The 26,064-nt window shown below is 73.8% G+C and carries 21 protein-coding genes and 1 tRNA gene; 12 read left to right on the top strand and 10 right to left on the bottom strand.

What is annotated here, in order from left to right:
* Window positions 1–28 precede the first annotated feature (28 nt).
* Window positions 29–2,596 carry a CHAT domain-containing protein gene (locus tag ACZ7D7_RS16815; protein WP_470825349.1) on the top strand — a complete coding sequence of 856 codons (2,568 nt, stop codon included), beginning with the start codon at window positions 29–31 and terminating at the stop codon, window positions 2,594–2,596.
* 78 nt (window positions 2,597–2,674) lie between these two features.
* On the opposite strand, the gene ACZ7D7_RS16810 is transcribed toward ACZ7D7_RS16815, so the two are convergent.
* Complete coding sequence (locus ACZ7D7_RS16810; protein ID WP_470825074.1) at window positions 2,675–4,759, bottom strand: LuxR C-terminal-related transcriptional regulator; 2,085 nt, start codon at window positions 4,757–4,759, stop codon at window positions 2,675–2,677.
* 94 nt (window positions 4,760–4,853) lie between these two features.
* Here ACZ7D7_RS16810 and absR1 point away from each other — a divergent pair, with 94 nt between their 5' ends.
* Window positions 4,854–5,942, top strand: coding sequence for a beta-glucuronidase AbsR1 (gene absR1, locus ACZ7D7_RS16805; protein ID WP_470825072.1), 1,089 nt, complete (start codon window positions 4,854–4,856; stop codon window positions 5,940–5,942).
* A 160-nt stretch (window positions 5,943–6,102) separates the two neighbouring features.
* On the opposite strand, the gene ACZ7D7_RS16800 is transcribed toward absR1, so the two are convergent.
* Window positions 6,103–6,176, bottom strand: a tRNA-Pro gene (locus ACZ7D7_RS16800).
* Between the two features lie 284 nt (window positions 6,177–6,460).
* Here ACZ7D7_RS16800 and ACZ7D7_RS16795 point away from each other — a divergent pair.
* Window positions 6,461–7,621 (top strand): Gfo/Idh/MocA family protein, encoded by a 1,161-nt coding sequence (locus tag ACZ7D7_RS16795; protein WP_470825071.1) that lies wholly within the window; start codon window positions 6,461–6,463, stop codon window positions 7,619–7,621.
* A gap of 71 nt (window positions 7,622–7,692) precedes the next feature.
* On the opposite strand, the gene ACZ7D7_RS16790 is transcribed toward ACZ7D7_RS16795, so the two are convergent.
* A complete protein-coding gene (locus ACZ7D7_RS16790; RefSeq protein WP_470825069.1) occupies window positions 7,693–8,718 on the bottom strand; it encodes a LacI family DNA-binding transcriptional regulator in 1,026 nt (341 codons plus the stop codon).
* Between the two features lie 116 nt (window positions 8,719–8,834).
* Between ACZ7D7_RS16790 and ACZ7D7_RS16785 the strand changes: the two genes are divergently transcribed.
* From ACZ7D7_RS16785 to ACZ7D7_RS16775, 3 genes are read left to right on the top strand one after another with little or no spacing between them, the layout of a single operon-like run.
* Entirely contained in the window at window positions 8,835–9,998 is a 1,164-nt protein-coding gene (locus tag ACZ7D7_RS16785; protein ID WP_470825068.1) for a phytanoyl-CoA dioxygenase family protein, read from the top strand.
* A 14-nt stretch (window positions 9,999–10,012) separates the two neighbouring features.
* Window positions 10,013–10,825 (top strand): SDR family oxidoreductase, encoded by an 813-nt coding sequence (locus tag ACZ7D7_RS16780; protein WP_470825067.1) that lies wholly within the window; start codon window positions 10,013–10,015, stop codon window positions 10,823–10,825.
* Between the two features lie 59 nt (window positions 10,826–10,884).
* Entirely contained in the window at window positions 10,885–11,889 is a 1,005-nt protein-coding gene (locus ACZ7D7_RS16775; protein ID WP_470825065.1) for a Gfo/Idh/MocA family protein, read from the top strand.
* A gap of 77 nt (window positions 11,890–11,966) precedes the next feature.
* Here the strand turns inward: ACZ7D7_RS16775 and ACZ7D7_RS16770 are convergent, their stop codons facing one another.
* The 4 genes from ACZ7D7_RS16770 to ACZ7D7_RS16755 are packed head-to-tail and all read right to left on the bottom strand — an operon-like array spanning window position 11,967 to window position 15,882.
* A complete protein-coding gene (locus ACZ7D7_RS16770; protein WP_470825064.1) occupies window positions 11,967–12,869 on the bottom strand; it encodes a sugar phosphate isomerase/epimerase family protein in 903 nt (300 codons plus the stop codon).
* 4 nt (window positions 12,870–12,873) lie between these two features.
* Window positions 12,874–13,782, bottom strand: coding sequence for an ATP-binding cassette domain-containing protein (locus ACZ7D7_RS16765; RefSeq protein ID WP_470825063.1), 909 nt, complete (start codon window positions 13,780–13,782; stop codon window positions 12,874–12,876).
* Window positions 13,783–13,786: 4 nt separating this feature from the next.
* Window positions 13,787–14,863 (bottom strand): ABC transporter permease, encoded by a 1,077-nt coding sequence (locus ACZ7D7_RS16760; protein ID WP_470825348.1) that lies wholly within the window; start codon window positions 14,861–14,863, stop codon window positions 13,787–13,789.
* The gene (locus ACZ7D7_RS16755; RefSeq protein ID WP_470825061.1) at window positions 14,863–15,882 is read right to left on the bottom strand and encodes a sugar ABC transporter substrate-binding protein; all 1,020 of its coding nucleotides are present in this window, start codon (window positions 15,880–15,882) and stop codon (window positions 14,863–14,865) included. Before ACZ7D7_RS16755 ends, ACZ7D7_RS16760 begins: the two co-directional genes overlap by 1 nt.
* Window positions 15,883–16,080: 198 nt before the next feature.
* Between ACZ7D7_RS16755 and iolC the strand changes: the two genes are divergently transcribed.
* From iolC to galE, 6 genes are all read left to right on the top strand, one after another.
* A complete protein-coding gene (gene iolC, locus ACZ7D7_RS16750; RefSeq protein WP_470825060.1) occupies window positions 16,081–17,037 on the top strand; it encodes a 5-dehydro-2-deoxygluconokinase in 957 nt (318 codons plus the stop codon).
* Between the two features lie 165 nt (window positions 17,038–17,202).
* Complete coding sequence (locus ACZ7D7_RS16745) at window positions 17,203–18,081, top strand: Cgl0159 family (beta/alpha)8-fold protein (RefSeq protein WP_470825059.1); 879 nt, start codon at window positions 17,203–17,205, stop codon at window positions 18,079–18,081.
* 41 nt (window positions 18,082–18,122) lie between these two features.
* Window positions 18,123–19,022, top strand: coding sequence for a 5-deoxy-glucuronate isomerase (gene iolB / locus ACZ7D7_RS16740; RefSeq protein ID WP_470825058.1), 900 nt, complete (start codon window positions 18,123–18,125; stop codon window positions 19,020–19,022).
* Entirely contained in the window at window positions 19,019–20,917 is a 1,899-nt protein-coding gene (gene iolD / locus ACZ7D7_RS16735; RefSeq protein ID WP_470825057.1) for a 3D-(3,5/4)-trihydroxycyclohexane-1,2-dione acylhydrolase (decyclizing), read from the top strand. The genes iolB and iolD overlap by 4 nt, the downstream gene beginning before the upstream one ends.
* Window positions 20,901–21,686: a GntR family transcriptional regulator gene (locus ACZ7D7_RS16730; RefSeq protein ID WP_470825056.1), complete on the top strand. Its 786-nt coding sequence runs from the start codon at window positions 20,901–20,903 to the stop codon at window positions 21,684–21,686. Before iolD ends, ACZ7D7_RS16730 begins: the two co-directional genes overlap by 17 nt.
* A gap of 95 nt (window positions 21,687–21,781) precedes the next feature.
* Window positions 21,782–22,843, top strand: a complete 1,062-nt coding sequence (gene galE / locus ACZ7D7_RS16725; RefSeq protein ID WP_470825055.1) for a UDP-glucose 4-epimerase GalE — start codon at window positions 21,782–21,784, stop codon at window positions 22,841–22,843.
* Here galE and ACZ7D7_RS16720 read toward each other — a convergent pair.
* From ACZ7D7_RS16720 to ACZ7D7_RS16710, 3 genes are read right to left on the bottom strand one after another with little or no spacing between them, the layout of a single operon-like run.
* A complete protein-coding gene (locus ACZ7D7_RS16720) occupies window positions 22,797–24,797 on the bottom strand; it encodes a glycoside hydrolase family 15 protein (protein ID WP_470825054.1) in 2,001 nt (666 codons plus the stop codon). The two genes, galE and ACZ7D7_RS16720, sit on opposite strands and share 47 nt — an antisense overlap.
* Window positions 24,798–24,823: 26 nt before the next feature.
* Complete coding sequence (locus tag ACZ7D7_RS16715) at window positions 24,824–25,876, bottom strand: glycosyltransferase family 2 protein (RefSeq protein ID WP_470825053.1); 1,053 nt, start codon at window positions 25,874–25,876, stop codon at window positions 24,824–24,826.
* Complete coding sequence (locus ACZ7D7_RS16710) at window positions 25,877–25,999, bottom strand: LPXTG cell wall anchor domain-containing protein (protein WP_470825052.1); 123 nt, start codon at window positions 25,997–25,999, stop codon at window positions 25,877–25,879.
* Between the last annotated feature and the right edge of the window lie 65 nt (window positions 26,000–26,064).

Below are 26,064 nucleotides of genomic sequence, written 5' to 3'. Positions count from 1 at the left end.
AAGCGACTCGGTTCACGATCTGCTGCCGATGGTGTTCGCCGCCCCGGGCGAGGCTCTGGCCAGGGCGGAAGAGGTGCTCGCGGCCGATCCCGCACCGCTGCGCGCCTCCGTCGCGCACCAGGTGATCGGCATCTGGCAGCGGGACTTCGGCGATCTGCGGCTCGCGCTGACGCATCTGCGGCGCGCCCGCGATCTCGCCGCCCGCGCCGACTGCGCGGAGCGGGAGGCCGACGTGCTCGCCACGCTCGGGGTGGCGCTCGTGCACGCGGGCCGCACCCGGCAGGGCCTCGCCGCGTTCGAGCGGGGCGTCGCGCGCGGCACCGGGCACACCCGGGCCCGGGTGCTGTACCGGCGGGCGTACGTGTGGTGGGTGCTGGGCCGGCACCGGGAGGCGCTGGAGGACGTACGGCGGGCCGTGCCCGTGCTGCGGCAGGCGGACGACGTGATCTGGACGGCGCGGGCGCTCACCCTGCGCGCCACCGTGCACCTGGCGCTCGGCGCGGTGGACCGGGCCGACGCGGACTTCACGGCGGCCGAGGCGCTGTGGGACACCACCGGCCAGGAGCACGACAAGGCGGACGCGGTGGAGAGCCGGGGCCTGGCCGCGTTCCGCTCCGGTGACGTCCCGGCGGCGCTGCGGCTGCTGGACGAGGCGGAGGAGCGGTACGCGAAGCTGGACACGCCGACGTTCATGCTGAACATCCGGCGCTGCGAGGTGCTGATGTCGGCCGGGCTGGCCCCGGAGGCGCTGGCCGAGGCGGACGCGGCGATCGCGGCGCTCGACGGCATCGGCGGTCAGTCGACCCGCAAGGCGGAACTGCTGCTGGCCGCCGCGCGGGCGGCCCGGCTGGCGGGTGATCCGCAGACGGCGATCGCGCGCGCGGCCGTCGCGGTGCGGCTGTTCGCCGGGCAGCGGCGCACCTGGTGGGAGACGCACGCCCGGCTGGTGCTGATCGAGGCGCGGGTGGCCGCCGGGCGGGGCTCGGGGCGGCTGGTCGCGGACGCGGCGGCGGTGGCGGCGAAGCTCGCGTCGTTCGGGGCGCCCGCCGCGCCGGAGGCGTCGCTGCTGGCGGGCCGTATCGCGCTGGACCTGGGCTGGACGGCGGACGCGGAACGGCACTTGGCGGTGGCCGCCCGCAGCCGGTTCAGCGGTCCGCCGCCGGCCCGGGTGACGGGCTGGGCGGCGCAGGCCCTGCGGGCGCGGGCGGCCGGGTCGGCGCGGGGTGTCCTGGAGGCCTGCCGGCGCGGCCTGGACGTGCTGGACGAGCACCGGATGACGCTGGGCGCCTCCGAGTTGAGGGCGCGGGCGACCGCGCAGGGCGCCGAGCTGGCGGCGCTCGCGCAGCAGGCCAGTCTGGTGTCGGGCGGGCCGCGGCGGCTGCTGGTGTGGAGCGAGCGGTGGCGGGCCACGGTGCTGTCGGCGCCGCCCACCCGGCCGCCCGCCGACCCGGCGCTGCTCAGCGGCCTGACCGCGTTCCGGGAGATCGCGGCGCGTGCGGAGGCCGCCCGCATGGAGGGCCGTCCGGTGCCGGCGCTGGAGCGTGAACAGCGGCGTCTGGAACGGGAGATCAGGTCGCGGACCCTGCACATGCGGGGTGACGCGTCCGGCGACGGGCACCGGTTCGACCCGGGCCGGCTGCTGGAGCGGCTCGGCGACGAGACCCGGCTGGTGGAGCTCGCGGTGCTCGACGCGCGGGTGCACGTACTGCTGTGCGGGCAGGGCAGGGTGCGGCGGTTCGAGGCCGGGCTGCTCGCCGACGCCGAGAAGGAGGCCGAGCACGTGCAGGCCGGGCTGCGGCGCCTCGCCCACCCCGGCGCGGACGCCCGGCTGCCGGTGGTGGAGGCCGCGGGCCGCCGCCTCGAGGAACTGCTGCTCGGTCCCGCCGCGGCTCACTTGGGCGCGGGGCCGGTCGTGGTCGTGCCGCCGGGGCGGCTGCACCGGGTGCCGTGGGCGCTGCTGCCGTCGCTGCGGGACCGGGTGGTCAGTGTGTCGCCGTCGGCGAGCAGTTGGCTGCGCGCCCGGGAGACGGCGCCGCCGCCGGACGGGCGCCAGGTGCTGGTGCGCGGGCCCGGCCTCGCGTCGCGCGGCGCCGAGGTGCCCGAACTCGCCGACCGGTACGCCGCTCCCACGGTGCTGGAGGAGCACGGCGCGCGGGTCGCGCGGGTGCTGGAGGAGCTCGACGGGGCCGCGCTCGCGCACATCGCCGCGCACGGCACGTTCCGTGCCGACAGTCCGTTGTTCTCGGCGCTGCGGATGGCGGACGGGCCGCTCATCGTGCACGACTTCGAACGGCTGGACCGCAGTCCGTACCGGATCATCCTGTCGTGCTGCGACACCGCCCGGTTCGCCACGGTGGGCGCCGACGAACTGCTCGGTCTCGTCACGGCGTTGCTGCCGCTGGGCACGGCGGGCGTGGTGGCGTGCAGCGCTCCCGTCAACGACGCCGCGGTGGTGCCGCTGATGCTCGCGCTGCACAAGGGCATCGGCGCCGGCCTGTCCCTGGCGGAGGCGCTGCGCGACGCGCGGACCGCGATGCCGGGGGACGCCCTGCACCAGGCGACGGGCTGGGCGTTCTCGGCGTTCGGGGCGGCGTGAGGGACGGTGGGTGGGGCGGCTTTCGGGGCGGCGCGCGGGGCGGCGTGCCGGGGAGGGCTCGGGCAGCCGCCCCTGGCATCACGCCGGTTGGGCGTCCGGGAGCCGGACCAGCCAGGGCAGGGCGCTGCGGTCGCCGGAGCCGAGCCGGGCGTAGGCGCTGTAGAGGTGGTTGCCGACCGTGCGGACGGACAGGGTGAGGCGTTCGGCGATCTGACGGTTGCTCAGTCCCGCGGCGGCGAGCGTGACGATCTGCCGCTGGCGGGCGGTGAGTTCGCCGAGGACGAGGCCGGACAGCGCCGGGGTGCGGGCGCCCTGGCAGCGCCGGGCCAGCGCGGCGGCACGGGTGCGCGAGGTGCGGGCGGCGCTGGGGTCGCGGTGTGCCCCGGCGGCCTGCGCGTAGGCCTCGGCGGCGTACAGCAGGAAGCCGCGCTCCTCCAGGGCTCGCGCCGCCCGGTCCAACGCGGCGCCGTCACCGCGCGCGAGGGCGTCGGCGTGCGCGGCGAACACACCGGTGAGCCGACCGACGGCCCGCCCGGGTGCACCGAGGCGGACGGCGTCGTAGGGATCGCCGGGGAAGGGCAGGGCGTCGTACGGTCCCCTGCCGGCGGAGCCGCCGACGACGGCCCCGCCCTCCCCACCGAACGCACCGGCGCCCACCGCCGGACGATCACCCGTGCGCCGCCCGACCACCCCCGACGAACCACCACCACAGACACCCTCAACCGCCACCCCGGAACCCTCCCCACCGAAAGCACCTGCGCGCGCCGCAGGACGGTCACCTGCTCGGCCTTCGGCGGTGCCCGAGGAACCGGCGCCGCGGGGGGCTTCGGCGCCCGCTCCTGGGGCCTCGGCCGTCGCGGTGATCGCGCGCGCCGCCGCGTGGTCGCCCGACTGGGCGGCCGCCAGGGCGAGTTCGGCGCGGCAGGCCGGGTCATCGGCGGTGGTGCGCAGGCCCTCGCGGGCCCAGGCCGCGGCTTCCCTCAGCTCACCGCGCAGCCGCGCGAACCGGGCGCGCACCGCCGCGTAATCGGCGGGCAGGGGGCCGGCGCCCTCCGCCGCGAACCACTCCCCCACGGGCGTGTGCGCCCGCCGTACGTCGGCCCGCTCGATGGACCGCGCGAGCGCCGCCGCCTCGGCCTCCAGGGCGGCGTGGCACCGCTCGGGCGCCCCGGCCAGCCGCCGGGCCCGCAGGCGTCCGGCGGTGGCCCGCAGGACCGGCCCGTACAGCGGGTGCGCGAGCCGGACCGCGCCGTGGTCGTCGGCGTGCACCAGGCCGTCGGCCTCCAGCCGCTCCAGGGTGCGCAGAGCGGGGTCGGCCGCTCCGGGGCCGGAGCCCTGAAGGGGTACCGGGGCCGCCGGGTCGCCCGCCCCGAAGTCCCGCGGCTCCAGCGGCAGGGGTTCCGCGAAGGCCAACAGGTCCAGGATGTCGCGCTCCTCGGGGGCGGTGCGGTCGAGGACGTGCGCCGTGCGCTCGCGGACGGTCGTCGTGACCGGCACCGGGCCGCGCCACGCCCACGCGTCGGTGCCGGGCACGCGCGCGAGGAGCCCTCGCTCACGCACCGCGTCCAGCAGGGACCGCAGCAGCCGCAGGTCGCCCCGGCACAGGGCGTGCAGCCGGTTCACGGTGAGCGGTTCCAGGGTCCGGCCCGCGCCCGCCGTGAGGAGGTCCGCGGTCTCCTCGCGCGGCAGGGGCTCCAGCGCGAGGCGCGGCAGCAGTTCGCCGGTCCACAGGCGGGTGATCGCGCCGGGCGCCGCGGCCCCGTCGGTGACGGCGACGACCAGCCGGGTGCGGCCCTGCACGGCGAGTTGGTGGACGAGGGCGGCGGAGGCGTCGTCGAGGAGGTGCGCGTCGTCGACGAGCAGCAGCCGGACGCCGGACAGCAGGCGCACCGCGCGGTGCAGGGTGACCAACTCGGGCAGCAGGTGGGCGAAGGCGGCGAAGGGAAGGTGACGGGCCTCGGGCGTGCCGGCCACGCGTGCGCAGTCCGTGCCGCGCACCGCCTCCGTGACCAGCCTCGTCCTGCCGCTGCCCGCCGGTCCGGTCACGACGATGCCGTGCCGGCCGGCGGTCAACGACCTGCGTACCAGCTCCAGTTCGTCCTCCCGGCCGGTGAAGGGCCAGGGCAGCTCCAGCGTCTTCGCGTCCTGTTCGAAAGTCGTCACGGAATCAAGAGCGCGCGTACTCACGCCTGATACAGGGTGAGTTGAGTAGCCCTCGACTCAGGCGCCCCGGGCCGCCGGCGGGCAACCTGGGCGCATGGCCACCGCCCGCTACTGCTCGCTCGCCCAGGCGCCGGGCCCGGCGTTCGCGCCGGGGCTGCCCGCCGAGCGGCTCGGCGCGCTGACCGGCGGGCACCGCATGTGGCTCAACGGCACGGTCCTGCACTACTACTTCTACGACGACGACCGCGACGGCTCCGTGATCGCCGTGCCGGGGACGGGCGAGACGCGGCGCGTGCCGTGGTCCGGGGCCAAGGAGCAGCGGGACGTGGTGCGCGAGTGCTTCGAGGAGTGGAGCGGCCTCGGCATCGGCGTGGCGTTCCGTGAGGTCGCGGACCGTACGGAGGCCGAGCTGCGCATCGGGTTCCAGCTCGGCGGCGGTTCCTGGTCGGCGGTGGGCCGGGACGCGCTGCGGGTCGGTCTGACCGAGCGGACGATGAACTTCGGGTGGGACCTGACCGCGCCGGGCGAGCGCGGCACGGCCCTGCACGAGATCGGGCACGCGCTCGGCATGCGGCACGAGCACCAGAGCCCGTTCGCCGGCATCCACTGGGACGACGAGGCCGTGTACGCCGAGCTGGCGGGCCCGCCGAACCACTGGAGCCGGGAGCAGACCGACCGCAACGTGCTGCGCAAGCTGGACCCGGCGGAGGTGAACGGCCACGTCTGGGACCCCCAGTCGATCATGGCGTTCCCATTTCCGTCGGGGCTGGTCCTGGAGCCGGAGCAGTTCCGCGCGGGGCTGTACCCGCCCGGGACGCAGTCCGCCGCCGACAAGGAGTTCGTGCTCCGCTGGTATCCGCCGGCCGACCCGTCGGGGCCGCCCGCGCTGGTGCCGTTCCGCTCGGTGCCGCTCGGTCTCGGGCCGGGCGGTCAGGCGGACTTCGTGCTGGAGCCGCCGCAGACGCGTGCGTACACGGTGGGCACGTTCGGCGACAGCGACACCGTCGTCGTGGTGTTCGAGGAGCGGGACGGGGAGCCGCGCTGCCTCGCCGGTGAGGACGACGGCGGGACGCCGCACAACGCCACGATCCGAGCCCGTCTGGTCAAGGGCCGCCGCTACTTCGTCCGGGTGCGCCTGTACTCCTCCTGGGGTGCGGGCGAGACGGCGGTCATGTGCTGGTGACCGCACGCCGCCGCCCGGACGCACATGCCACTGTCCGGCACCGGGGGAGCGGTCGAGGACGTCACCTTTCAGGGGGAGGGTGACGTCCTCGACCACGCCATCGGTCCACGCGAAGAGGCCTCCGCGGGCTGTCCGCCCGCGAAGGCCTCTTCGCCGTGTGTCGGGACGACAGGATTTGAACCTGCGACCCCTTGACCCCCAGTCAAGTGCGCTACCAAGCTGCGCCACGTCCCGGCGCGTCTCCCCCTGCGGGGGAACACGCACGTCAACCCTACCCCACGGGCGGCCTGCGGCGGTGGCGCCCCCGTCGTCCCGCGGGTCTTCGGCGTCGGGTCCGTCAGCCGCGTACGCCCCGCTCCCCCGGGCCGTGCGCGGCGGCGTTCGGCCGGTGGCCCGGTTCCCGTACGGCCCGCGGCACGGCGTCCGGCTTGCCGGGCCGGACCTGCCTTGACACTGCCTGGTGACCGTGCCCAGGGTGGCGGCAGGCAGGTTGTGGAACGGTCCGAAGAGGGGCTCTCATGGTGGACGCGCTCGGTGTCGCCGTCGTCGGTTTCGGCTGGATGGGCCGGGTGCACACCCAGGCGTACGCGCGCGTGCGGCACCACTATCCGCAACTGCCGCTGCGCCCCGAGCTGGTCGCGGTCGCCGAGGAGGTGCCGGGGCGGGCCGAGGAGGCGGCGGCGCAGTTCGGGTTCGCCGCGACGACCCGCGACTGGCGCGAGGTGGCCGCCGACCCGCGCGTGGCGGCGGTCAGCATCACCGCCCCGAACTTCCTGCACCGTGAGATCGGCGTCGCGATGGCCGAGGCGGGCAAGCACATCTGGATCGAGAAGCCGGTGGGCCTCACGGCGGCGGACGCCCGCGCGGTGGCCGACGCGGTCGCCGCGGCCGGGGTGCAGGGCGCGGTCGGCTTCAACTACCGCAACGCGCCCGCCGTGGAGGCCGCCCGCGAGCTGATCGCCGCCGGGGAGATCGGCGCGGTGACGCATGTCCGCGTCCGGCTGTTCAGCGACTACGCGGCGCATCCGGAGGGCGCCCTGACGTGGCGGTTCGAGCGGGAGCGGGGCGGCGGCGGGGTACTGGGCGACCTTGCCTCGCACGGCGCGGACCTGGCCCGTTTCCTGCTCGGCGACATCGCGTCGCTGACCGCCGACACGGCCGTCTTCGTGCCCGAGCGGGCCCGCCCGACCGGCGCGACGGCCGGTCACTCCCGCGCGGCGGGCGGCGAACTCGGCCGGGTGGAGAACGAGGACTACGTGAGCTGTCTGCTGCGCTTCGCCTCGGGCGCGCGGGGCGTGCTGGAGGCGTGCCGGGTGTCGGTCGGCGAGCAGAACACCTACGGCTTCGAGGTGCACGGCACGAGGGGCGCCGTCTCCTGGGACTTCCGCCGCATGAACGAACTCGGCGTCAGCCGGGGCACCACGTACCAGGACCAGTCCGTGAGCACGGTGTACGTAGGCCCGGGGCACGGCGAGTTCGGCGCGTTCCAGCCGGGCGCGGCGAACGCGATGGGCTACGACGACCTGAAGGTGATCGAGGCCCACCGGTTCCTGCGGTCGGTCGCCGAGGGCACGCCGTACGGCGCGACGCTCACGGACGCCGTGCGCGCGGCGGAGGTGCTGGACGCCATGGCGCGGTCGGCCCAGAGCGGCGCGTGGGTCGACGTCACGGGGCCGTAGGCAGGGTGCAGGACGTCACGGCGTCGTGGACATGGTCGGGACGTCACGGCGTCCTGGACATGGTCGGGACGTCACGGGGTCGTCGGCATGTTGTAGGGCGTGACGACCTGGATCGGGGACGGCAGGGCGGGTCCCGCGGGCGGCAGCGCGCCGTGCGCCCGCATCAGCAGCCGGCAGGCCTCGCGGACGTCCTGGCGCAGGTCGTGGTGGAGGACGGCGGACAGCCGGTGTTCGCGCAGCAGCCGGGTGTTGTCCTGGTCGAGGTCGTGCGCGACGAACACGGCGCACTCGCGTCCGGCGTCGGCGAAGGCGCGCAGCGTGGCGATGTTGCCGCCGCCGATGGAGTACACGGCGCGGATGTCCGGGTCGCGGTCCAGCGCGGCGCGCACCAGGTCGTACTGGGTGGTGTCCAGGCCCTGGCCCTCGGTGATCTCGACCAGGGCGCGGTCGGGGCAGCGGGCCCGCATGACGGCGCGGAAGCCCATCTCGCGTTCCTCCTCGTTGCGGAAGAAGCCGCTGCTGAGGCTGGTGAGGACGTTGCCGGGCCGCTCGCCGAGCCACTGCTGGACGAGGTAGGCGGCCGTGGCGCCCGCCGCGCGGTCGTCGATGCCGACGCGGCCGACACGGGCACTCGCGGGCAGGTCGGTCACGAGGGTCACGACGGGGATGCCGGCGGCGGCGAGCCGGCCGACGGCGGCGGTGACCTCGGGGACGTCGGGCGCCTTGAGGACGACGCCCTGTGAGCCGCGCCGGGCGATCCGGTCCAGGACGCGGACCAGTTCGGCGGCGGGGCCCGTCTCGCGGAAGTGGAAGCGGGAGCGCAGCACCGCCGGGTGCAGGGACGGCAGTTCGGCCTCCAGGGCGGCGCGCACGGCGCTGGAGAACCGCTGCGGGGCCTGCATCACGATGTCCGCCATGAAGGTGCGGCCGACGAGTCGGACCTGGGTGCGCTGCCGGTCGAGGTCGGCGATCGCGCGGTGCACCTCGCGCGCGGTGCTCTCCCGGACGCCGCCCCGGCCGTTGAGGACACGGTCGACGGTCGCCTCGCTCAGCCCTGCCTGACGCGCGATCTCCCGGATCGGGAACGGATGCCCCATGCCACGGCTCCTTGCGCTCCTTGAGGGGTTTTTGATGGCTTCCTGCTGGTTGTTCGACGGGTTTGTCAGGACAAGAATGACAGCGCCGCGGCGACCCTGTCACCGAAAGGACGACGATGTCCACGACTTCCGCGCACCCCCGCGTCCGGCTCTCCGCACGGGACTGCGACCTCGACGCCTTCCGGGCGCTGACCGGACGGGCCACCGATCTCGCCGCGCATCCGCACGCCACGTGCGTCGAGCGGAACGTGCCGGTCTACGACAGCGCCCGCGTCCTCGCCGCCGACCGGACCGCCCTCCAGGACGAACTGGTCCGATCCCTGACCGACGGGCCGGGCGTCGTCGTGCTGCGGGGCGCCTTCCCGGACCCGGCGGTGGTGGACCGGGCGACGGCCGTGTTCGACGCCCTGATCGCCGCGCAGCGCGCCGCGGGCACCGCGGCCGGGGACCACTTCGCGAAGCCCGGTGCCAACGACCGGGTGTGGAACGCGCTGGAGAAGGCCGCGCTGCACGACCCGGAGGCGTTCGCCGACTACTACGCGAACGACGTCCTCGCCCTGGTCTGCGAGGCCTGGCTCGGCCCCGGCTACCAGGTGACCTCGCAGATCAACGTCGTCAACCCGGGCGGCGCCGCCCAGGACCCGCACCGCGACTACCACCTGGGCTTCCTCGGTGACGACGCGGCCGCGGCCTACCCGGCGCACGTGCACCGCCTCTCCCCCGTGCTCACCCTGCAGGGCGCCGTGGCGCACTGCGACATGCCGGTGGAGTCCGGGCCGACGATGTACCTGCCCCACTCGCAGAGGTACGAGCCCGGCTATCTCGCCTGGCGGCGGCCCGAGTTCCGGGCGTACTTCGCGGAGCGCCACGTGCAGCTGCCGCTCGCCAAGGGCGACGCGGTGTTCTTCAACCCGGCGCTGTTCCACGCCGCCGGGACCAACCGCTCGGCGGACGTGCGGCGCATGGCGAACCTGCTCCAGGTGTCGTCCGCGTTCGGCCGCGCGATGGAGACCGTGGACCGTGAGGCGGTGACCGCAGCCGTGTACCCGGTGCTGCTGCGCCGCAAGGCCGAGGGCGTGCCGGCCCGCGCGCTGGACAACGTGATCGCGGCGAGCGCGGAGGGCTACCCCTTCCCGACGAACCTCGACCGCGATCCGCCGGTCGACGGGCTCGCGCCGCCCTCGCAGGCGGACCTGGTGCGGCGGGCGCTGCGCGAGGAATGGACACCTCAGGCGCTCCGCGAGGCGCTGCGGGCGGGCGCCGAGCGGCGCGCGAGCTGAAAGGACCCCTTGGTATGGGACTTCTCGACCGTACGGGACTTCGGGACCGTGTCGGACTTCTCGACGACAAGGTCGTCCTCGTCAACGGCGGCAGTCAGGGCGTCGGCGCGGCGGTCGCCCGCGCGGCGGTCCGCGAGGGCGCCGTCGTGGCCGTCACGGGGCGGCGCCCGGAGCCGGGCGAGGCGCTGGTGGCCGAGCTGACGGAGGCGGGCGGCGAGGCGCTGTTCGTGCGGGCCGACCTCGCCGACGCCGGGCAGGCGAAGGCGTCGGTGGGGCGCGTCGTGGAGGCGTACGGCCGGGTCGACTGCCTGGTGAACTCCGCCGGGCTCACCTCGCGCGGCACGCTGCTGGACACCACGCCCGAGCTGTTCGACCAGCACATCGCCGTCAACCTCAGAGGGCCGTTCTTCGCGATGCAGGCGGCCGTCGCCGACATGGTGGCGCGCGGCGCCCCCGGCACGATCGTCAACGTCATCACGTCGTCGGCGCACGGCGGGCAGCCGTTCCTCGCGCCCTACGTCGCCGCGAAGGCCGGTCTCCTGGGGCTCACGCGCAACGCGGCCCACGCGCACCGCTGGGACCGGATCCGGATCAACGGCCTGAACATCGGCTGGACCGCGACCGAGGGCGAGGACGCGACGCAGCGGGCCTTCCACGGCGCGGGCGACGACTGGCGCGAACGGGCCGCCGCCCGGCTGCCGATGGGCAGGCTCGGACAGCCGGACGAGATCGCCGACTTCGTCGTCCTGCTGCTGTCGGACCGCTCGGGCGTGGTCACCGGCTCGGTGATCGACTGGGACCAGAACGTGCTCGGCGGCCTGGACTGACCCCGGAGCCGACCGCACCTCTCCGCCACCACCCCGCACCCTCAAGGAGCAAGCACGTCATGCGCATCGGAATCCTCGGCCTCGGCCGCATCGGCGCCTTCCACGCCGAGACCCTCTCCGGCCTCGGCGCCGTCACCTCGCTCGTCGTCGCCGACCCGGTCGCGGACGCCGCCAAGTCCGCCGCCGAGCGGTTCGGCGCCGAGGTCGCGGACTCCCCCGAGGCCCTGCTGGCGGCCGGGGTGGACGGCCTCGTGGTCGCCGCGGCGACCGACGCCCACCCCGCCCTGATCCGCGCCGGGGTCGAGGCCGGCGTGCCCGTGTTCTGCGAGAAGCCCGTCGCCCGCACCATGGCGGAGGGCGTCGAGGTGCTCAGGTCCGTCGACGGCGGCGCCGTGCCGGTCCAGATCGGCTTCAACCGGCGCTTCGACGCCGGGTTCGTGGCCGCGCGGGAGGCCGTGCGCGCGGGCGAGCTGGGCACGCTGCACACCGTGCGGTCCACGACCCTGGACCCGGCGCCGCCGCCGGCCGCGTACGTCGCCGCCTCCGGGGGCATCTTCCGGGACTGCTCCGTGCACGACTTCGACATCATCCGCTGGGTGACGGGCCGCGAGGTGACCGAGGTGTACGCCGTCGGCGGCAACCGGGGCGCGGACCACATCCGGGAGGCCGGCGACGCCGACACCACCGGCGCGGTCCTCACGCTGGACGACGGCACGATCGCCGTGGTGTCCAACAGCCGCCACAACGGCCGCGGTCACGACGTCCGCATGGAGCTGCACGGCTTCGCCGACTCGATCGCCGTCGGTCTGGAGGACAGGCTGCCCCTGCGCTCGGTGGAGCCGGGCGTGACGTTCCCGGCGGGCACCCCGCACGACTTCTTCATGGACCGCTTCGCCGCCGCCTACCGTGCCGAACTCGCCGCGTTCACCGAGGTCGTCGCGGGCACCCGGCCCTCCCCGTGCACGGTGGCGGACGCCCTGGAGGCGGGCTGGATCGCGGAGGCGTGCACGCTGTCGATGCGCGAGCACCGGCCGGTGACGATCGCGGAGGTGCGGCAGGACTGACCGGCCGCCGCGCGCACGCGAGAAGAGGGCGGGGTCACGGCGACGACCGTGACCCCGCCCTCCGTCGTCCGTGGCCGTCAGGCCCCGCAGGAGCGCAGGAACCTGCGGGTGCGGGTCGCGATCGGCAGCGGCGTGTCCGGCTCGCACGGGTACATGTCCTGCTCCACGATGGCGAACAGGTCCACGCCGAGCCGCTGGGCCGCCTCCAGCACGGGCCCCAACTCCGGTACGCCGCCGGGCGGTTCGCACATCACGCCGCGCTGCACGGCCGGCCCGAAGGGCACCTCGTTCGCGCGGACGTCCGCCAGGATCTCCGGGTCGACCTGCTTGAGGTGCAGGTAGCCGATGCGTTCGCCGTAGGTCTCGATGAGCTTGACGCTGTCCCCACCGCAGTAGGCGTAGTGCCCGGTGTCCAGGCACAGGCCGACCAGGTCGGAGTCGGTCGAGTCGAGGAACCGCTCGACGTGCTCCTCGGTGTCGATGTGGGTGTCGGCGTGCGGGTGGACGACGATGTCGAGGCCGTAACGCTCGCGCACCTCGTGGCCGAGGCGTTCCATGCCCTTGGTCAGGTGGGCCCACTGCTCGCCGGTCAGCTCCGGCGGCTCCAGGATCTCGGCGGTCTTGTCGTCGCGCCAGAAGGACGGGATGACGACGAGGTGCTTCGCGCCCATCGCCTGGGTCAGCGCGGCCACTTGGGCGACGTGGTCCCAGGTGGCGTCCCAGACGGCGGGGCCGCGGTGCAGCCCGGTGAAGACGGTGCCCGCGGAGACCTTCAGGCCGCGGCTTCGCACCTCGTCGGTGAGGCGGGCCGGGTCGGTGGGCAGATAGCCGTAGGGGCCGAGCTCGATCCAGGAGTAGCCGGCCTCGGCGACCTCGTCCAGGAAGCGTTCCCAGGGCACCTGACGGGGGTCGTCCGGGAACCACACCCCCCAGGAGTCGGGGGCGGAGCCGACGCGGATCCGGTCGAGCACAGGGGCCATGTCTTCAGTTCCCTTCGGACGGTGCGGGTGCGGGCGCCCGGAGGTCTCCCTCCTCGGGGAGTCCTTCGGTGTCGACGCCGCGCACCTGGGCCAGTTCGTGCTTGAGGGCGGCGAGTTCCGCGCCGCCGGCCATGTGGTTGGTGAGCTCGTCGAGGCTCACCTCGGCGCGGGCGGCGCTGAGTTCGAGGGTGCCCAGGCGCAGCACGCTGAAGTGGTCTCCGACCATGTAGGCGTGGTGCGGGTTGTGCGTGATGAAGATGACGCCGAGGCCGCGGTCGCGGGCGGCGGCGATGTACTTGAGGACGACGCCGGACTGCTTGACGCCGAGGGCGGCGGTGGGCTCGTCCAGGATGAGGACGCGGGCGCCGAAGTAGACGGCGCGGGCGATGGCGACGCACTGGCGCTGGCCGCCGGAGAGGGTGCCGATGGGCTGTTCCAGGTCGTCGAGGACGATGCCCATGTTGCGCAGTTCCTCGTCGGCCGTCCGCTTCATGCGGTCGATGTCGAGGCGGCGGACCGGCCAGGGGCCCTTGGTCATCTCGGAGCCGAGGAAGAAGTTGCGCCACACCGGCATGAGCGGCACGGTCGCCAGGTCCTGGTAGACGGTGGCGATGCCGCGGTCGAGGGCCTCGCGCGGGGTGGAGAAGCGGACCGGTTCGCCGTCGACGAGGAACTCGCCCTCGGTGTGCCGGTGCAGCCCGGAGACGATCTTGATGAGGGTGGACTTGCCGGCGCCGTTGTCGCCGAGCACGCAGGTCACCCTGCCGGGGCGGACGGTGAGGTCGACGCCGTGCAGGGCGCGGATGTTGCCGTAGGACTTGCCGGCGCCGCGGAGTTCGACGACGGGGCGGTCCCCCTCGGGCGGGGTGTCCGCGAGGACGGCGCCGTGGGTGCCGGAGGACTTGGACGTCATGGGTTCACCTCCGGGTCGCCGTGCGGCGGACCCACAGATTGACGAGGGTGGCGCCGAGCAGCATCACGCCGAGGAAGGCCTTGAACCAGTCGGGGTTCCAGCCGGCGTAGACGATGCCCTGGTTCACCATGCCGAACATGAAGGCGCCGAAGACGGGGCCGATGGCGGAGCCGTAGCCGCCGGTGAGGAGGCAGCCGCCGATCACCGCGGCGGCGATGTAGATGAGCTCCTGGCCCACGCCCTCGCCGGACTGCACGGTGTTGAAGGAGAACAGGTTGTGCATGCCGACGAACCAGGCGCCGAAGCCGACCGTCATGAACAGCGTGATCTTGGTGAAGTTCACCGGGACGCCGACCGCGCGGGCGCTCTCCTTGTTGCCGCCGACCGCGAAGATCCAGTTGCCGTACTTGGTGCGCCACAGCACCCAGGTCGCGACGGCCGCGAACACCAGCCACCACACGACGGTGATCTTCACCTGGACGCCGCCGACGTCGAAGGAGGACGCGAAGATCGCCCTGGCCTGCTCGAAGCCGTCCATGTCGCTGATGTCGTCGGTGGCGACGTTGCCGGTGACGAGTTTGGTGATGGCCAGGTTGGCGCCCTGGAGGATCAGGAAGGTGCCGAGGGTGACGAGGAAGCTGGGCAGGCCCGTGCGCACCACCATCCAGCCGTTGAACGCGCCGATGGCGAGGGACAGGATCAGCGCGACGACGATGCCCGTCCAGACGTTCACGGTGAGCTGGTAGCTGAGCATGCTCGCGGTGAGCGCCGACGTGATGACGGAGACGCCGGACGACAGGTCGAACTCTCCGCCGATCATCAGCAGGGCGACGGGCAGCGCCATGATGCCGATGGTCGACGACTGGTAGAGCACCGTCGCCATGGAGCTGCCCTGCCGGACGGTCGGGGCGGCGATCAGGAAGAACACCAGCACGGCGAGGGCGCCGAGGAAGACGCCGACCTCCGGCCGTGCCAGCAGCCGCAGGACCAGCGAGCGCCGCGTGGTGCGCCCGTCGGTCTGCTTCGGGCCGGGGGCCGGCGGTGTGGTCACCGCCGGCTCAGCCTGCTGGGCCATACGAATCACCGGGTGCCCTTCGCGGCGAACTCGGCGATCGTGTCGACGTTGGACTTGTCGACGAAGGCGGGGCCGGTCAGCACCGGCTGCTCGCCGCCGCCGCTGTAGTTGCCGTTGTTCTTGTAGAGCCACAGGGAGTCGACGGCGAGGTAGCCCTGGAGGTAGGGCTGCTGGTCGACGGCGAACTCGATGCTGTCGTCCTGGATGGCCTTGGTGAGTTCCTTGTTGAGGTCGAACGTCGCGACCTTCGCCTTGCTGCCGGCGTCGCCGATGGACTGCACGGCGGTCAGGGCGAAGGGGGCGCCGAGGGTGACGACGTGGTCGACGGCCGTGTCCTGCTTGAGCTTGGCGGTGATGGTCGACTTCACGGACGGCATGTCGGTGCCGTTGACGTAGAGGTTCTCGACCGAGCCCTCGAAGGTCTTCTTCACTCCGTCGCAGCGCTGGGTGAGGCCGATGTTGCCCTGTTCCTGGACGACGCAGACGGCCTTCTTGGCGCCGACCTCGTTGAGCTTCTTGCCGAAGGCCTCGCCCGCGACCGTCTCGTCCTGCCCGAAGAACTCCAGCAGGCCGAGCTTCTTCCAGTCGCTCACCCCGGAGTTGAGGCCGACGACGGGGATGCCGGCCTTGGTGGCCTTGGCGACGGCGCCCTTCATGGCGTCGGGCTTGGCGAGGGTGATGGCGATGCCGTCGACCTTCTGGTCGATGGCGTTCTGCACGAGGTTGGCCTGGTTGCCGGCGTTCGGGTCGGCCGAGTAGACGAGCTTGATGTTGTCCTTGGCCGCGGCGGCCTCGGCGCCCTTGCGGACGATGTCCCAGAAGGTGTCGCCGGGCGACTGGTGCGTGATGAGCGCGACCGTCATGCGCGGGGTGGTGGCCTTGCCGGCGGAGGCGTCGGCCGCCCCTTCCTCGGCCTTCTTTCCTCCGGAGCCGCTGGAGCAGCCGGCGAGGGTCAGTGCCGCCGCCGCGGCCAGGGCCAGGGCGGGGGCGAATCTGCGGGAGCGGGCGGGGGAAGAGCGGTCCATCGTTCCTGCACCTCACTGTGCGACGGCTGTTGCGCTGGGACGCGATCCAAGTCCCTGACACGCCCGCTGTCAATACTTTGTTAAGACATCATTTCACAAGCAGGTCCGAATGTAAGTACAAACTATTGACAGCGGGGGCCGCCGGGACCTACACCTGGGAGGCGGCAGGCCACCCGCCCAGCATGAGGAGCGTCGCGCATGGCCGAGTCAAGCCAGTCCTTCGACCTGATCACCATGGGCCGTATCGGGGTCGATCTCTACCCCCTCCAGACGGGTGTACCCCTGGCCCGGGTCGAGACCTTCGGCAAGTTCCTCGGTGGCTCCGCCGCGAACGTCGCGGTGGCCGCCGCGCGCCTCGGCCTGGCCTCGGCCGTGATCACGCGCACGGGCGACGACCCGTTCGGCGTCTACCTGCACGAGGCGCTGCGTGAGTTCGGCGTCGACGACCGCTGGGTCACCCCGGTCGCCGCCTACCCGACGCCGGTCACGTTCTGCGAGATCTTCCCCCCGGACGACTTCCCGCTGTACTTCTACCGCCGCCCCAAGGCCCCGGACCTGGAGATCCACGCGGAGGAGCTGGACCTCGACGCGATCCGCGCCGCCCGGATCTTCTGGATGACCGGCACGGGCCTGAGCGAGGAGCCGAGCCGCTCCGCCACCCTCGCCGCCCTGGAAGCCCGCGCCAAGGCCGGGATCACGGTGTTCGACCTGGACTGGCGGCCGATGTTCTGGTCCGAGCCCGACGCGGCCCGCCCGCACTACGCCGCGGCGCTGCGGCACGCCACGGTCGCGGTCGGCAACCTGGAGGAGTGCGAGATCGCCACCGGCGTCCGCGAACCGCACGCCTGCGCCGAGGCGCTGCTGGCGGCCGGTGTGGAACTGGCGGTCGTCAAGCAGGGCCCGAAGGGGGTACTGGCCGTGCACCGCGACGGCACGGCGGCGCAGGTGCCGCCGGTGCCGGTCGAGGTCGTCAACGGCCTCGGCGCGGGCGACGCGTTCGGCGGCTCGCTGTGCCGAGGGCTGCTGGCGGGCTGGGACCTGGAGCGGACCGTGCGGCACGCCAACGCCGCCGGGGCGCTCGTCGCCTCCCGCCTCGCCTGCTCCTCCGCGATGCCGACCCGGTCCGAGGTGGCCGGCCTGCTGGGGGGTGTCTGAGCCGGCGGGCCCCTCGCCGCCGGCCGGCCGAGCACGCCCCCGAAGCCCCTCACCCCCGGCCGACCGAGCACGCCCCCCGAAGCCCGTCACTCGCGGCCGGCCGAGCCCGCGCCGCACCCGCCCCTCACCCCCGGCCGACCGCGCACCTGCCGAACGGAGCCCGTCTTGTCCCTCAGCATCCCCGATCTGACCGCGGTCAGAGCCCGCCACCCGGAGGCGGTCGCCGAGGCCGCCGCCCGCCGCGCGCGCCGCCCGCTGATCGGCGCCGGCGGCCGGCTGATGATCGTCGCCGCGGACCATCCCGCGCGCGGCGCGCTCGGCGTCGGCGACCGCGGGCTGGCCATGGCCAACCGCGCGGACCTGCTGGAGCGGCTGTGCGTCGCGCTGTCCCGGCCGGGCGTCGACGGGGTGCTCGCCACGGCCGACGTGCTGGAGGACCTGCTGCTGCTCGGGGTGCTGGAGAACAAGGTCGTCATGGGCTCGATGAACCGCGGCGGCCTCGCCGGCGCCGCGTTCGAGATGGACGACCGGTTCACCGGGCACCGCGCCGAGGACATCGCCCGGCTCCGCTTCGACGCGGGCAAGCTGCTGCTGCGCATCGACTACGACGACCCCGGCTCGCTCACCACGATGGAGTCCACCGCGCGCGCCGTGGACGCCATGGCGGCGCTGCGGCTGCCGGTGTTCGTGGAGCCGTTCATATCCCGCCGGGTCGACGGCCGGGTCCGCAACGACCTGTCGGCCGAGGCCGTCACCCGTTCCGTGGCCATCGCCTCGGGCCTGGGCGGCACCTCCGCCTACACATGGCTGAAGCTGCCGGTGACGGACGACCCGGACGACATGGCCCAGGTGCTTCAGACGTCGACCCTGCCCGCGGTACTGCTGGGCGGTGACGTCGGCGACGACCAGGAGCGGGCGTACGAGAAGTGGCGCAAGGCGCTGCGGCTGCCCAGCGTGCAGGGCCTGGTCGTGGGCCGTTCCCTGCTGTACCCGGCCGAGGGCAGTGTCGAGACGGCGGTCGACACGGCCGTGAGCCTGCTGTGACACGCCGTCCGACGAGCCCTGAGGCACACGAGGAGACACCGATGACGAGCCCGTACCACCTGCCGGCCGGCAAGGCGCTCGGCGGCCCCTACGTCGTGGACGTCACCCCGGAGACCGCGGGCTGGGGGTATTCCGCCCTGCGCGTCCTGGAGTTGCCGCCCGGCGGCTCGCACACCTTCGACACCGGCGAGAGCGAGTGGATCGTGCTGCCCCTGAGCGGCGGCTGCACGGTGGCGGCGTCCGACGACTTCGGCCACGAGACCTTCGAACTGCACGGCCGCCCGGACGTGTTCGGCGCCGTCACCGACTTCGCCTACGTCCCGCGCGACGCGCGTGCGACGGTGACGACGACGGGCGGCGGCAGGTTCGCGCTCACGGGTGCGCGCTGCGAGCGGCGGCTGCCCGCCCGCTACGGACCGGCGTCGTCGGTGCCGGTGGAACTGCGCGGCACCGGCGGCTGCTCCCGCCAGGTGAACAACTTCGGCGCGGCCGGGGTGTTCGACTGCGACCGGCTGATCGCGGTGGAGGTGCTCACGCCGGGCGGCAACTGGTCGTCGTTCCCGCCGCACAAGCACGACGAGCACCGCCCGGGCGAGGAGTCGGTCTTGGAGGAGATCTACTACTTCGAGTTCGCGGCCCACGACGGTGTCCCCGGCCTCGGCTACCACCGCGTCTCGCCGTCCGGGGCCGGCCGGGAGACGGACGTGCTCGCCGAGGTCCGCGACGGCGACGTCGTCCTCGTCCCGGACGGCTGGCACGGCCCGTCCATGGCGGTGCCGGGCCACCACATGTACTACCTCAACGTCATGGCGGGACCGGAGGCCGAGCGTGCCTGGCTGATCCGCGACCACCCCGACCACGCCTGGATCCGCGACACCTGGCCCGAGCAGCCCGTCGACCCCCGTCTGCCCCTCTACGACGCGCCCGAGAGGTCCCGATGAGCGCCCCCACCCGCCGACTGACCACCGCCCAGGCCCTCGTCCGCTTCCTCGCCGCCCAGTACACCGAGCGCGACGGCGTGCGCCGCCGTCTGATCACCGGCACCTGGGGCATCTTCGGGCACGGCAACGTCGCCGGGCTCGGCCAGGCGCTCGTCGAGTACGGCGACGTCATGCCCTACCACCAGGGCCGCAACGAACAGGCCATGGTGCACGCGGCCGTCGGACACGCCCGCCAGCTCAACCGGCTGTCCACGCAGGCGGTGACGACGTCCATCGGGCCGGGTGCCACGAACCTGGTGACGGGCGCCGCGCTCGCCACCATCAACCGCCTGCCGGTCCTGCTGCTGCCCGGCGACTACTTCGCCTCGCACGCCGCCGACCCGCTGCTCCAGCAGCTCGAACACCCGGTGTCGGCGGACGTGTCGGTGAACGACACCCTCCGCCCGGTCTCCCGCTACTTCGACCGCGTCACGCGCCCCGAGGCCCTGATCGCCTCCGCGCCGAACGCGATGCGCGTCCTCACCGACCCGGCCGAGACCGGCGCCGTCACGCTCGCCCTGCCGCAGGACGTGCAGGCGGAGGCCTTCGACTGGCCGGAGGAGTTCTTCGCCGACCGCGTCTGGCGGGTACGCCGCCCCGCGCCGGACCCGGTGGAACTGGCCGAGGCGGTCCGCGCGATCCGGGCCGCCGAACGCCCCCTGATCGTCGCGGGCGGCGGGGTCCACCACAGCGAGGCCGAGGACGCGCTGAAGGACCTGGTGGACGCCACCGGCATCCCGGTCGCCTCCACCCAGGCCGGCAAGGGCTCCCTGCGCCACGACCACCGAGCCGACGTCGGCGGCATCGGCCACACCGGCACGGCCGTCGCCGACGAACTCGCCCGCACCGCCGACCTGGTGATCGGCGTCGGCACCCGCTACAGCGACTTCACCACCGCCTCCGGCACCCTCTTCCGCCGGCCGGACGTGCGCTTCCTGAACGTCAACATCACCGCCTTCGACGCCCACAAGCTGGCCGCCGGCACCCTGGTCTGCGACGCGCGCGCCGGCCTCACCGCCCTCACCGAGGCCCTGCGCGGGCACCGCGTCACGGACGCCTACGCCGCCGAGTACCGCGCGGGCAAGGAGCGTTGGGAACGGATCGTGGCCGGCGCCTACGAGGGCGACGACGACGCCGTCCCCACCCAGACGCAGGTGCTGGGCGCCCTGGACGCGGTCGTCGGCGACGACGACGTGGTGATCAACGCCGCCGGTTCGCTCCCCGGCGACCTGCACAAGCTGTGGCGCTCCAGGTCCCCGCGCCAGTACCACCTGGAGTACGGCTACTCCTGCATGGGCTACGAGATCCCCGCCGCGATCGGCGTGCAGCAGGCCGCGCCGGACACCGTCGTGTGGGCGCTGGTCGGCGACGGCACGTATCTGATGATGCCGACGGAGATCGTCACGGCCGTACAGGAGAACCTGCCCGTCAACCTCGTCGTCCTCCAGAACCACGGCTACGCCTCCATCGGCGGGCTGTCGGAGTCGGTGGGCGCCGAGCGGTTCGGCACCGCCTACCGGTACCGGGCCGCCGACGGCACCTTCACCGGCGCCCCGCTGCCCGTCGACCTCGCGGCGAACGCGGCGAGCCTCGGCATGGACGTCCTGCGCGCCAAGACGGTCCGCGAGCTGCGCGAGGCACTGGCCGCGGCGCGCGCCTCGGACCGGCCGACCTGCGTGTACGTGGAGACCGACCCGGCGGGGACCGCTCCCCCGGCCGAGGCCTGGTGGGACGTCCCGGTCGCCGAGACCTCCGGCCGCGAGGCCGCGCGCACCGCCCGCGAGGACTACGAGCGGCAGGTCGCCGCCCGCCGCCGCCACCTCGGAGGGGGGTACCGCGATGGCGAGGACCGGTGACCCGGCACACGCCGCGAGCGTGTCCGCGGTCGACCGCCTCGACTTCACCCTGGACCGCTCCAGCCCGGTGCCGCTGTACTACCAGCTCGCGCGCCAACTGGAGGCGGCCATAGAGCACAAGGCGCTCGCACCCGGCGACCTCCTGGGCAACGAGATCGACCTCTCCGTGCGCCTCGGCCTGTCCCGGCCCACGGTCCGCCAGGCCATCCAGTCGCTGGTCGACAAGGGCCTGCTGGTCCGGCGGCGCGGCGTCGGCACGCAGGTCGTGCACAGCCAGGTCAAGCGCCCCCTGGAACTCAGCAGCCTGTACGACGACCTGGAGGCGGCCGGGCAGGGGCCGTACACGCGGGTCGTGCGCAACGAGACCGTCCCCGCCTCCGCCGAGGTGGCCGCCGCGCTCGGCCTGCCGGAGGGTGCGCAGGTCACGGCCCTGGAGCGGCTGCGCGGCACCCACGGCCAGCCGGTGGCCGTCCTGTGCAACTACCTCCCGGAAGGCCTGCTCGACCTCGCCACCGACCGGCTGGAGCAGACCGGCCTGTACCGCATGATGCGCACCGCCGGCATCGTCCTGCACAGCGCCCGCCAGAGCGTCGGCGCCCGCACGGCCACGGCCGAGGAGGCCGCCCGCCTGGACGAACGGGAGGGCGCGGCGCTGCTCACCATGCAGCGCACGGCGTACGACGACACCGGCCGGCCCGTCGAGTTCGGCACCCACATCTACCGTGCGTCGCGGTACGCGTTCGACTTCCAGTTGCTGGTGCGGCCTTGACCGGCCCGCCTCCGGGGCGCACGATGGAACACATGCCGAAATTTACGACATAAACGTACGGTGTTGGGAGACGTCCCCGCAGGAGGGTCCGGCCCATGGCCCGCAACGCGTCGGTACCGTCGACCGTCCTCGTCACCGGCGGGGCCGGTTTCCTCGGCAGCCATGCCTGCGTGGACCTCCTCGACCACGGCTACGAGGTGATCGTGGTCGACGACGGCTCCGGCGGAACGGCGCAGGTGTTCTCCCGCGTGGAGCGGCTGGCGGGCCGTTTCGTCGGCGCCGTCTACGAGCTGGACGTCCGGGACAGGCGCGCCCTGTCGGCGGTGTTCGCCCGGCACGCGGTGGACGCCGTGGTGCACTTCGCGGCGCGGGGCTCGGTGAGCCGCTCGGCGCGGACGCCCGTGGAGCACTACGACACGAACGTCGGCGCCACCACCGCCCTGCTCGGCACCATGCACGAACACGGCGTCCACCGGCTGGTGTTCTCGTCGTCCTGCGCGGTGTACGGCGAGGCGGGCCCCGGCCCGCTGGACGAGTCGACACCCGCCGTCCCGGTGAGCCCGTACGGCCTGTCCAAGTCGCTGTGCGAGCGGATCCTGGCCGACGTGTGCGACCGCCGCCCCGAGTACACCGTGCTGTGCCTGCGCAACGCCAACCCCGCCGGCGCCCACCCCAGCGGCCTGCTCGGCGAGGACCCGCCCGGCGGCCCGCCCGACGCCCTGCTGCCGGCGGTGGCGCGGGCGGCGGGACGCGGGGAGCCGCTGCGGGTGTTCGGCGCCGACCGTCCCACCCGCGACGGCACGGCGGTCCGCGACTACGTGCACGTCATGGACACCGTCGCGGCGCACCGCGTCGCCCTGGACCACCTCGCCGACGCGCCGGGCCTGCGGACCTACAACATCGGGACGGGCAGGGGCAGTTCGGTGCTGGAGGTCGTCGCGGCCTTCTCCGACGTGTGCGGCGGGCCGGTGCCCTACGAGGTCGCCGCGCGGCGGCCGGGAGAGGTGACCGAGGCGGTCGCCGACCCGTCCGCCGTCGCCCGCGCCTGGGGCTGGCGGCCGACCCGGGACCTGCGGGACGTGTGCCGCGACGCGTGGCACTTCGAGCGGCTCAACCCGCGGGGCCACGCGGGCTCGGCGCGGCGCCCGGACCTGTGAGCCCGCGGTGCGCGCCGGCCGCCCCGGGACGGTCGGCGGAGGACAGGGTGAACGCGGTGTCGACGAGGGCGAGGTGGCTCAACGCGTGCGGGGCGTTGCCCAGTTGGCGGCCGGCGTCCGGGTCCCACTGCTCGGCGAGCAGGCCGACGTCGTTGCGGACGGCGAGGACACGCTCGAAGGGCGCGACGGCCTGCCGCGGCCGGCCGGTGGCGGCGAGGGCGTCGGCGTACCAGAGGGAACAGGCGACGAAGGCGCCTTCGGGACGGGGCTCGTGACGAGGACGACAGCCGGGCGGGTACTGCTGCTCGGCGCGGCCGGACGCGTGGTGGGGGTCGTCGCCGTACGCCTGCTCGGCGTCGCCGGACGGGTGGTGGGAGTCGTCGTACGCGCGGTCGGCGCCGCCGTCACCGGGGGGCAGGTCCTCGGCACCGTCCGCCGGCGCGTAGCGGCGTACGAACCCGCCGTACCCGAGCCGTCGGCCCAGGGCGTGGACGGTGCCGCGCACCCGCTCGTCGCCCGGCGGCAGGAAGCCGAGCCGGGGCAGGAGCAGGGCGGCGGCGTCGAGGGCCGGGGAGCCGTAGGCCTGCGCGAAGGCGCCCTGGGCGGGGTCCCAACCGCGCCGGCACACCTCGCGGTGCACCTGCTCGCGCATGGCCCGCCACTCCCCCGAGGAACCGTTGCGGCCGAGCAGCCGGCCCATGCGCAGGGCGCGGTCGGCGGCGACCCAGGCCATCACCTTGGAGTGCACGAACTGCCGCCGGGGCCCGCGCGTCTGCCACAGACCCTGGTCGGGTTCGCGCCAGTGCCGCTGGAGGAAGCCCATCAGGGTCTCGACGAGGTCCCACACGTGGGCGGGCATCGGGATGCCGGCGCGCAGCGACAGGCACAGCGTGTCCAGCACCTCGCCGTAGACGTCGAGTTGGAACTGTCCCGCGGCGGAGTTGCCGAACCGCACCGGCCGGGAGCCCTCGTAGCCGGACAGCCAGGGCGCCTCGGTCTCGGGCAGCAGGCGCTGGCCGGCGACGCCGTAGACGGTCTGCAGGCCGGCGGGGTCGCCGGCGATGGCGCGCACCAGCCAGTCGAGCCAGGCGGCGGCCTCCTCGCGGTAGCCGCTGCGCAGCAGGCAGGACAGGGTGAGGGTCGAGTCGCGCAGCCAGCAGTAGCGGTGGTCCCAGTTGCGTCCGCCGCCGATGGAGCCGGGCAGTGAGGTGGTCGGCGCGGCGACGATGCCGCCGGTGGGCGCGTAGGTGAGGGCCTTCAGGGTGATGAGGGACCGCACGACGGCGTCCCGCCAGGGTCCTTGGTAGCGGCACCGCGCCGCCCAGCGCCGCCAGAAGTCGACGGTCTCCTTGAGCCCGGTCTCGGCGGGCACGGCCAGCGGCGCGGGCGGCCCGGGCCGGTGCGAGGGCGCCCACACGAGCGTCAGCGCGAGGCGGCGACCGGCGGTCACGGTGAAGTCCCGGCGGGAGTCGGCCACTTCCCCGGAGACCGGCACGGTGCCGTCGACGCCGAGCCACACGGCGTCGGGCCCGGCGACGGACACGGCGCAGTGCCCGGCGGCCCGGATCCACGGCACGACCCGCCCCTGATGGAACCGCAACCGCAGCTCACTGCGCACGTTCACGGCGCCCGTCAGCCCTTCGACGACGCGCACGAGGCACGGCAGCCGGGTCCGCGGCGGCATGAAGTCGGTGACCCGCACGGCCCCGGTGGGCGTCTCCCACACGGTGTCCAGTACGAGCGTGTCCCGCCGGTACCCCCGCCGGGCACACTCCCCGCCCCCGACGGGAGCGACCCGCCAGAACCCGTTGTCACCGGTCCCGACGAGGGCGGCGAGACAGGCGGGCGAGTCGAACCGCGGCAGACACAGCCAGTCGACGGCCCCGTCCCGCCCGACCATGGCGGCGGTCTCCAGGTCGCTGAGGAGGGCGTAGGACTCTATGGGGGCGTTCATGGCGGACCACCGACCCGTTCTGCCGCTCAGGCCCTTCCCTTTTCGTACGTGACGAGGCCCTTGGAGAGGCCGAGGGGAACCAGGACCAGTTCCACGACGAGGGCCTTCCAGGCGTAGTAGGTGTTGACCACCTTGTTGACGTAGACGTACGGGAAGTTCCGCGCCACGCGCCGGTACGGGATCCCGCGCCGGTGCGCGGCGTAGATCAGCGGCGGGGTCAGCAGGAGCACTTCCGCCCCCATCCACCAGGCCAGGCTGGCCGTCACGCTGTTGTCGAACACGAAGATCAGCAGGAACGGCATCGCGTACCACAGGGGCGCCGTGACGATGTCCCACACCGCGATGAGGATCCACAGGAAGAGGAGCGGCTTGTGCCGCACGAGTCCCCCGGTGTGGATCCTGACGTTCTGGAAGAAGCCGGCCATCCAGCGCCACACCTGCTTGCGCAGGTACTCCATGGTCGAGGGGTCGGCGGCCCAGGCGACCGCGTCGCCCACGTACACCGCCTTGCGCCCCTCGGTCTGCTTGGACCACGTGTAGTCCATGTCCTCGACGATGGTGCGTTCGGGGAAACCGCCGAACGCCCGCAGCTCCGCGGTGCGGAAGGCCGAGCAGCATCCCGAGCACACGACGGGGCTGTTGGCCGCGTTCTGGATGGGCCGCTGGAAGTGGAACCCGAAGAGGTACTCGATCGACCGCCCCCGCTCCGGAGCGGTGTCCTCGAACCGGGTCATGACACAACCGGCCGCGATCGCCACGTCGGGATTGTCGAAGGGGACCAGGATCCGCTCCAGGTAGTCGCTCGCGAGGATGGTGTCGGCGTCGACCGGGAGGACGAGATCGGTCCAGATGTACCGCAGGCCGTAGTTCTGAGCCCGCGCCTTGCTCCCCTGGTTGGTCTCGGCCGTGAAGACGGTGACTCCGTAGGACAGGGCCACCTCGCGGGTGAGGTCGGTGGAGCAGTCGTCCACGACGACGATTTCGTCGAAGGGGCGGGTCTGGGCAAGCAAGGACTGCAATGTGTCCCCCAGTCCTTGCTCTTCGTTGTGCGCGGGGACGATCGCGGTGACCGTGGTCATCTAGTGCCCGCGGCCTTTCTGGAAGAGCCGCATCAGAGCCCCGCCCGACGCCACGAGCAGGCCGATCAGAGCGTAGATGGGCCAGGACACACCCGTCTGGGCCAGTGATCCGTGCTGAGTCATCAGTGCCTCCACTGCTCCCTACGACATATGCTTACGCCGTATACGTACACATTCGACCGATTTGG

It is taken from the genome of Streptomyces sp. NPDC037054 (genome assembly GCF_055606745.1).
The sequence above is the reverse complement of the archived record's forward strand: the minus strand, read 5'-3'. Positions and strand labels throughout refer to the sequence as shown.

Excerpts from the sequence above, each read along its gene's own strand:
- ACZ7D7_RS16765 (WP_470825063.1), bottom strand. The coding sequence starts at position 13,782 with ATGACGTCCAAGTCCTCCGGCACCCACGGCGCCGTCCTCGCGGACACC.
- ACZ7D7_RS16755 (WP_470825061.1), bottom strand. The coding sequence starts at position 15,882 with ATGGACCGCTCTTCCCCCGCCCGCTCCCGCAGATTCGCCCCCGCCCTG.
- ACZ7D7_RS16710 (WP_470825052.1), bottom strand. The coding sequence starts at position 25,999 with ATGACTCAGCACGGATCACTGGCCCAGACGGGTGTGTCCTGGCCCATC.
- ACZ7D7_RS16730 (WP_470825056.1), top strand. The coding sequence starts at position 20,901 with ATGGCGAGGACCGGTGACCCGGCACACGCCGCGAGCGTGTCCGCGGTC.
- galE (WP_470825055.1), top strand. The coding sequence starts at position 21,782 with ATGGCCCGCAACGCGTCGGTACCGTCGACCGTCCTCGTCACCGGCGGG.
- iolD (WP_470825057.1), top strand. The coding sequence starts at position 19,019 with ATGAGCGCCCCCACCCGCCGACTGACCACCGCCCAGGCCCTCGTCCGC.
- ACZ7D7_RS16780 (WP_470825067.1), top strand. The coding sequence starts at position 10,013 with ATGGGACTTCTCGACCGTACGGGACTTCGGGACCGTGTCGGACTTCTC.
- ACZ7D7_RS16795 (WP_470825071.1), top strand. The coding sequence starts at position 6,461 with ATGGTGGACGCGCTCGGTGTCGCCGTCGTCGGTTTCGGCTGGATGGGC.
- ACZ7D7_RS16815 (WP_470825349.1), top strand. The coding sequence starts at position 29 with ATGGTGTTCGCCGCCCCGGGCGAGGCTCTGGCCAGGGCGGAAGAGGTG.
- ACZ7D7_RS16775 (WP_470825065.1), top strand. The coding sequence starts at position 10,885 with ATGCGCATCGGAATCCTCGGCCTCGGCCGCATCGGCGCCTTCCACGCC.
- ACZ7D7_RS16785 (WP_470825068.1), top strand. The coding sequence starts at position 8,835 with ATGTCCACGACTTCCGCGCACCCCCGCGTCCGGCTCTCCGCACGGGAC.
- iolC (WP_470825060.1), top strand. The coding sequence starts at position 16,081 with ATGGCCGAGTCAAGCCAGTCCTTCGACCTGATCACCATGGGCCGTATC.
- iolB (WP_470825058.1), top strand. The coding sequence starts at position 18,123 with ATGACGAGCCCGTACCACCTGCCGGCCGGCAAGGCGCTCGGCGGCCCC.
- absR1 (WP_470825072.1), top strand. The coding sequence starts at position 4,854 with ATGGCCACCGCCCGCTACTGCTCGCTCGCCCAGGCGCCGGGCCCGGCG.
- ACZ7D7_RS16790 (WP_470825069.1), bottom strand. The coding sequence starts at position 8,718 with ATGGGGCATCCGTTCCCGATCCGGGAGATCGCGCGTCAGGCAGGGCTG.
- ACZ7D7_RS16715 (WP_470825053.1), bottom strand. The coding sequence starts at position 25,876 with ATGACCACGGTCACCGCGATCGTCCCCGCGCACAACGAAGAGCAAGGA.
- ACZ7D7_RS16720 (WP_470825054.1), bottom strand. The coding sequence starts at position 24,797 with ATGAACGCCCCCATAGAGTCCTACGCCCTCCTCAGCGACCTGGAGACC.
- ACZ7D7_RS16770 (WP_470825064.1), bottom strand. The coding sequence starts at position 12,869 with ATGGCCCCTGTGCTCGACCGGATCCGCGTCGGCTCCGCCCCCGACTCC.